The organism is Roseofilum sp. Guam (assembly GCF_017746735.1).
GTDB classification, from domain to species: Bacteria; Cyanobacteriota; Cyanobacteriia; order Cyanobacteriales; family Desertifilaceae; genus Roseofilum; species Roseofilum reptotaenium.
Window position 1 is genome coordinate 1 of record NZ_JAGHZN010000107.1, and the last position, 6196, is coordinate 6196.

Consider the following 6196-nt stretch of genomic DNA (forward strand, 5'->3'; position numbering starts at 1 on the left):
CCCATCCCCCCATCCCCCCATCCCCCTATCCCATCTCCCTATCTCATCTCCCTGTGGGTAAAGGATTTCGCCTCCGCTCCAGTGTAGGTAGCGGAAATATGACCATTACCGGTAACTTGATATTTATAGGTGATTAACCCTTCTAATCCTACAGGGCCGCGTGGGGGCATTTGTTGGGTGCTGATGCCAACTTCTGCGCCAAAACCGTAGCGGAATCCATCGGCAAAGCGGGTAGAACAGTTATGATAAACGCCAGCAGCATCAACTTGATTCAGGAAGAGTTGCGCGGCTTGGGGGTTTTCGGTGACGATCGCATCAGTATGCTTCGATCCATACGTATTAATATGATTCACCGCCTCCTCTAAACTCTCCACCTGTTTAATCGCTAAAATCAGATCGCTGTATTCTGTAGACCAATCCGCTTCTGTGGCTGCGGGAATGTCTAACCCTTCAGACGTTGCATCATCTCCGAGTAATTTCACGCCTTTATCTTGTAGCGCTTGGGCAATTAGGGGAAGAATCTGCGGAGCGCAGGAGCGATGCACTAACAGAGTTTCGATGGCATTACAAGCAGCCGGATATTGGGTTTTGGAATCGACCGTAATGGCGATCGCTTTTTCCAGATCCGCAGATTCATCCAGATAGAGGTGACAAATACCATCAGCGTGACCCAACACCGGAATATTGGTATTCTCCTGGACAAACCGCACAAAAGAATTAGAACCCCTAGGAATAATCAAATCCACATATGGGTCTAACTTCAACAGCGCCACCGTCTCCTCGCGAGTCGTCAAAAGTTGCACCACATCTGGACTAACCGCCGTTTGCGATAACCCTTGTCGAATCGCCTTGACAATCGCCTCACACGACTGAATCGCTTCCTTTCCCCCCTTGAGAATCACCCCATTGCCCGACTTAATTGCCAACGTAGAAATCTGGATTGCTGCTTCAGGACGCGCTTCAAAAATCACCCCCAAAACTCCCAATGGACAACTGATCCGTTTCAGAACCAAACCCTCATCCAACTCTCGATGAATTTGAACCGTCCCCACCGGATCGGGTAACTTTTGTACATCACGAACCCCAGCGATATTTCCTTTCAGCTTCGTTTCATCCAATTTCAGACGATGATAGAGGGGTTTAGCAATGCCTGCGGCAGTTGCCGCTTCACAGTCAGCTTGGTTTGCGGCTACAATTTCTGGTGTAGCCTGTTCCAAAGATTTGGCGATCGCCTCAATAGCCTGATTTTTCTCTTCTGTCGTCAATCCAGCTAACTGACGCGCCCCTTGTCGTGTTTTCTGGGCTAATTCGACTAACGTGGAAGAACTCATGAGCAATTCAAATTAACAATCTAACAATTAATCATTTCCATGTCGGCGACAGCCGAAACAATTTAGTTACCTCTACTTCAACAAAGAGGCTAGTGTTCTCAAAAGTCTACCACATCCCCATGTCTCCGTGTCCCCGAGTCTCCCCATCCCCCCCGTCCTTCTTCAACGCTCCCGCGCCAACCGAGCATGAGCCTGCACAAACTCTCCCGCAGACAACGCCCCAATAATCGACAACTCCCCAGCCAACGCCAACCCCGCGCACATCTCAGCAAACGCCCGCGCCTTACCCGCACCTGCTAACCCCAAAATCTGCAAACAAGCTTGCTGACTGGGTAACCCCGTACCTCCTCCCACCGTACCCACAATCAAATTCGGCAACGTCACTGCCGCATATAAATCGCCCTCTAGGGTTAACTCAAACCGCGTTACTCCCACCGCAGACTCCGCCACACAAGCAGCATCCTGACCACAAGCAATATACAACGCTGCCAACCCATTGGCATAATGCCCTTGAATCCCTATCGTCCCGCTCATCGTTCCCCCCAAAGCTGACATCCGCCAATAGTTGACCATTTGTTCTGGAGTGGTATGCAACCGTTGGGCAACTAACTGAGCTGGTATTTTTACTTCCGCTGTTACTTTTTTACCTCGCACTCCAGAAAATGATTGGGCGCTGGCCTTTTTATCCCCCGATAAGTTGGCCTCAATAAACCAATATTGGGGAGCCACAGGACTCTGGCTGAGGATATACTGACAAATTGCATCCGTTGCCAAAGTCACCATGTTTTGGCCAGCCGCGTCCCCTGTCGTAAACTGAAAATCCAGATAAACATGATTGCCTTCTACGGTAATTCGAGTATCGATTAGTTTTCCGTAGCGCGTAGTTTGTTCTGCTTCTTGCTTAAAGGTTTCCTGTTCCCCTACGACCCAAGCCAAAAATAAGCCCACCTCTTGCAAGGTGCTAAACGCAAATCCAGGAGTACGGTTGACCGCTTCATTGAGTAATAACACCTGACATCCCCCCACTTCCGAAATCAGTTGGCATCCTCGCGAATAGGAGGCGACTAGAGCTGCTTCAGTAGTGGCTAAAGGCACATGATAATCCCCTTGGGCAAACAGTCCATTCACCCGCAGGGGGCCGGCAATACCCACCGGAAGTTTCACTGTACCGATAAAGTTTTCAATATTATACTGATAAGCTTCCAGTTGAGAGAGTGTTTGCCCATCTAATAAATTGGCTTGGGTTTCTGGGAGAGTCTCTAGTTGCTTCCAATGCTGTTCCACCCGTTGACGACTGAGGCGAAATGCACCGCGAAATTTGCGGGGTAAGGGTTTAGGGTTGGGTAGCAGTTTGTCTGAGAGTTCCGTTAGGCGGTTCTGTTCTAGAAGTTCTCGGACATATTGGTTGGCTTGACGGTGGGGGGTAGACATAATGGGTTGGGGGAGAAGATTTAATGGCTATTGTTTCAGGCATAAGTTGCAGAACTTAAGGGGTAAAAATGAGTCTAGAATGTAGGTTTTATAAGAAATATAGCGCTTGGTGATGGGGTGATAGGGTGATGAGGAGATAGGGGGGCAAACAACAGACTGGGTAGAGTTTTTAGCTGTTCTAACTATCGTTATACCAAGTCGGGTTAATTGGCTATGATGCAATACTTCACGTTGGGGAATAGAGAATAGGGAATGTTCTACCGGAACAATGTAGGAGTGCAAACGCACTGTACATAGTTAAACTGATTACTCGGACTTGATATTACAAACTAATGTACCTCATCGTAGAGGAAAGTGCCGCATAGCGCTGCGCACTCTAGCAATAGGTACGAATAGCAAAAGTTTGTATAGCACTACGTTTTATGGTTAGGACAGTTCTAAATCCGATAAGTCTTTCACAGTCTACTGTTGCCTATTGCCTTAAACCATAACCTAACTTTCCTCACCAACTCCTTTTCTGCTATATAGCTTATGGGGTGATTTTCGGCGATCGCGATCGCCGATCCTCTAAGAGTTCTAGAATTGAGTCAAGACCAAAGCTTTCCCCGAGTGACAAAAGAGGCATATCAATTGACTTTCTCGATCCGAGATCCAGAGGTTGGAGGCAAGCTGGGTTTTAATTCTTCCGGTAGCCTTGAGACAACTCCCCATTGACGAACGAGTTTGTTGAGGAAGGCTTCTTGCTCTTCTCGAAAATCTTCGTAGTAGCTACCCCCATTAAACATAGCAAACCAAACGACCCCGTTTTGGGCAGTGGGCAAGGCTCCACCCAGGGTACTGACGGCGTAGAGGCTGCCTGATTTGACGACGGCAAATTTGGGTAAAGGGCGTGACGTTAAGATGCCTTCGTCTTCTCCGACAATAGCAACTACATCACCGATGGTCATTTGATGGGGTTGTAAAAGTTTTTGAATCCCTAAGAATAGGCCGATCGCCGCTCGTGGGGACATTTGGTTTTCTTCCCCTAATCCCGATCCATTAATGAGTTTAATCTCGGCTGGAGGGACACCAGAAAGAGTGGCCGCTTTTTGGGCGACGGTTCCTGCACTTCCCACCATGCCAGCAAACATTTCTGCCATGGGATTATTGCTGTATTGGTTCATTTTTTTCAGCAATTCGGCGACGGGAAGGGAGGAATAACGCACAAGGGGTTTAACGTTAGCGGGTGTTGTGGTTGTTGTCTTGATCAAGCCACCCGTACTCAGTTCCGGTTGCGGGGTATTGTCAGGTAGGGTTTCATATTGCAGATAGGCTCGATCCGGCCACAGTTGCACGTTTAAGCCTTGACGCAATAGAGCGCCAGAGGTTTTAGGGTTCTCTTCGTAGTTCATATAAAAGGAACCAACAATGACTAAATCCCCCGTCACTTGTTTGATCCCCATATTCATTAAGGCATTACCGAGGGCGATCGCATCTTCCCAGACAAAGAAGGGGTCGCGATCGCCAATAATCACTAAATCCCCATTAATCACTCCATTCTCTAGGGTTCCGGTATAGCCAATTTGAGTGACAAATTGATGTTTCGGGCCAAATGTGTCTAATACGGCTAATGTGGTGGCGATTTTAGTTAGAGAGGCGGCGGGTAATAACGTTGTCCCTTGATAATTCGCTAATAGGGTATCTCCAGACTGCATCCATACCCCTTGATTGGCTTTAGGATATCCCTTATTCGCCATTGTATCTAGAGTTTCCTGCACTTGAGCATTCACCTGGGGATCGGGATTGTCTGGGGCAGCTAGTTGAGTCGTGGGTTTCGCCGCAGGGGTAGGACTGGGTGAGGGAGTTGGTGTGGGGGTTGCCACTTCTGGAGTTGTGGGAACCTCCGGTTGAGAAATATCGGGGGGCGGTGCTGGTGGCAGAAAAGAATCTTCTTCTTCACACCCGATCAGTCCGAAAGCGGCGATCGCCGGTAAAATCACCCCAACACCCAAACGAGAAATGACACGCAACATCATAATTACTGCCTGTTCCTAATCTGCTTTTAAAAGTTACCACAGTGCGAATAGGGGATAGGGTAGGCAGGAGAAGAAGCGATATTATTCAAGTGCGACAACTCTTTCCCTGTCCACCCTACGATGATTTACTGGGTTTTCCTATTCCCTATTCCCTATTCCCTATTCCCAGCGCCCAGCACTACTCAAACGTTACCACAGTGCGAATTGAACTGCCTTCATGCATCAACTCAAATCCCTCATTAATCTGCTCAATTGGCAATACATGGGTAATTAAATCATCAATATTAATCTTCCCTTCCATATACCAATCCACAATTTTCGGGACATCTGTTCGTCCCCTTGCCCCTCCAAACGCTGTTCCTTTCCAAACCCGTCCCGTCACCAACTGAAATGGGCGAGTCTTGATTTCTTGTCCAGCTCCTGCTACACCAACAATCGTGGAAACGCCCCATCCCTTATGACAAGATTCCAACGCTTGGCGCATCACCTCCACATTGCCAATACATTCAAACGTATAATCTGCACCGCCTTTCGTTAAATCCACCAAATAAGGGACTAAATCTCCTTCCACCTCCTGGGGATTGACAAAATCCGTCATGCCAAATTTTTCCGCCAAAGCTCGTTTTTTGGGATTCAGATCAACGCCTATAATGCGATCGGCTCCCACCATTTTTGCCCCTTGAATTACATTTAAGCCAATCCCCCCTAAGCCAAACACAATGACCTTAGAACCCGGTTCTACTTTTGCCGTATTAATCACGGCTCCAATTCCTGTTGTTACCCCGCAACCGATATAGCAAACCTTATCAAACGGGGCATCTTCGCGAATTTTGGCTACGGAAATTTCTGGGACAACGGTATAATTAGAAAAGGTTGAAGTGCCCATGTAATGATGGAGCATCTCGCCATTAAACGCAAACCGACTGCTGCCATTGGGCATCACGCCCCGTCCTTGGGTAGTGCGGATCGCTTGGCACAAGTTTGTTTTTAGACTGAGGCAATATTCACACTGGCGACATTCCGGAACATACAGAGGAATCACATGATCGCCGGGTTTGACACTGGTGACCCCTGGGCCAACTTCTACCACGACACCTGCGCCTTCATGACCCAGGATAGCGGGAAAAAGTCCTTCTGGATCGGCCCCAGAGAGGGTATAGGCATCCGTGTGGCAAATACCAGTCGCTTTAATTTCAATTAATACTTCTCCAGCTTCCGGAGGTTGCAGACTGACGGTTTCAATGCTCAGGGGTTGATTAGGGGCAAAGGCAATAGCAGCTTTGGTTTCCATGGTTGAGGATGGCGATCGACTTAGAGGGAGATCATACCTTATCACGCTATGTATAGCAAAGAAAGGGAGAGTTAGGACAATATCTTAAAAGCTTCTATGATGGCATCATAAAGGGATTCACACTGGTT

Annotated in this window: 4 protein-coding genes; all 4 read right to left on the reverse strand. The window is 48.1% G+C overall.

Annotated features, from left to right (window positions below; all coding sequences use genetic code 11):
- Positions 1-38: 38 nt before the first annotated feature.
- The 4 genes from J7529_RS24225 to J7529_RS24240 all read right to left on the reverse strand — a co-directional run bounded on the left by J7529_RS24225 (position 39) and on the right by J7529_RS24240 (position 6068).
- Positions 39-1331, reverse strand: a complete 1293-nt coding sequence (locus tag J7529_RS24225; RefSeq protein WP_318731113.1) for a glutamate-5-semialdehyde dehydrogenase — start codon at positions 1329-1331, stop codon at positions 39-41.
- A 162-nt stretch (positions 1332-1493) separates the two neighbouring features.
- Positions 1494-2762 carry a hydroxymethylglutaryl-CoA reductase gene (locus J7529_RS24230; RefSeq protein ID WP_318731114.1) on the reverse strand — a complete coding sequence of 423 codons (1269 nt, stop codon included), beginning with the start codon at positions 2760-2762 and terminating at the stop codon, positions 1494-1496.
- Between the two features lie 626 nt (positions 2763-3388).
- Entirely contained in the window at positions 3389-4777 is a 1389-nt protein-coding gene (locus J7529_RS24235) for a D-alanyl-D-alanine carboxypeptidase (protein WP_318731115.1), read from the reverse strand.
- A 178-nt stretch (positions 4778-4955) separates the two neighbouring features.
- Positions 4956-6068: an S-(hydroxymethyl)glutathione dehydrogenase/class III alcohol dehydrogenase gene (locus tag J7529_RS24240; RefSeq protein ID WP_271936830.1), complete on the reverse strand. Its 1113-nt coding sequence runs from the start codon at positions 6066-6068 to the stop codon at positions 4956-4958.
- Between the last annotated feature and the right edge of the window lie 128 nt (positions 6069-6196).

What these genes read in the sequence shown, in the direction of transcription:
- J7529_RS24225 (WP_318731113.1), bottom strand. Translation starts at nt 1,331, where the DNA reads ATGAGTTCTTCCACGTTAGTCGAATTAGCCCAGAAAACACGACAAGGG.
- J7529_RS24240 (WP_271936830.1), bottom strand. Translation starts at nt 6,068, where the DNA reads ATGGAAACCAAAGCTGCTATTGCCTTTGCCCCTAATCAACCCCTGAGC.
- J7529_RS24235 (WP_318731115.1), bottom strand. Translation starts at nt 4,777, where the DNA reads ATGATGTTGCGTGTCATTTCTCGTTTGGGTGTTGGGGTGATTTTACCG.
- J7529_RS24230 (WP_318731114.1), bottom strand. Translation starts at nt 2,762, where the DNA reads ATGTCTACCCCCCACCGTCAAGCCAACCAATATGTCCGAGAACTTCTA.